Annotated in this window: 1 protein-coding gene; it reads right to left on the reverse strand. The window is 49.3% G+C overall.

Going from position 1 to position 278, the window contains the following annotated elements:
• The coding region (gene msrA / locus A3739_RS08280) for a peptide-methionine (S)-S-oxide reductase MsrA (protein ID WP_068501007.1) at positions 1–278 on the reverse strand (278 nt) is incomplete at both ends.

Genomic DNA, 278 nt, shown 5'->3' on the forward strand with positions numbered 1-278 from the left:
ATATTGAGAACCGATGTCATTCCCCTGCCTCATGCCCTGTGTTGGGTCATGCTTTTCCCAGAAAACCTTCAAAATCTCTTGTATGCTAATTTTCGACGCATCAAAAATAACCAAAACGAGCTCAACATGGCCTGTCGCACCATTACAGACCGTTTTGTAGTCCGGATCAGCTTGCTCTCCTCCACCATAGCCAACCGCAGTCGAGACAACACCGTCGAGCTGCCAAAACGCACGTTCAGCCCCCCAAAAGCAACCAAGCCCAAGCGCAATACAGTCTA

Source organism: Oleiphilus sp. HI0067 (assembly GCF_001635735.1).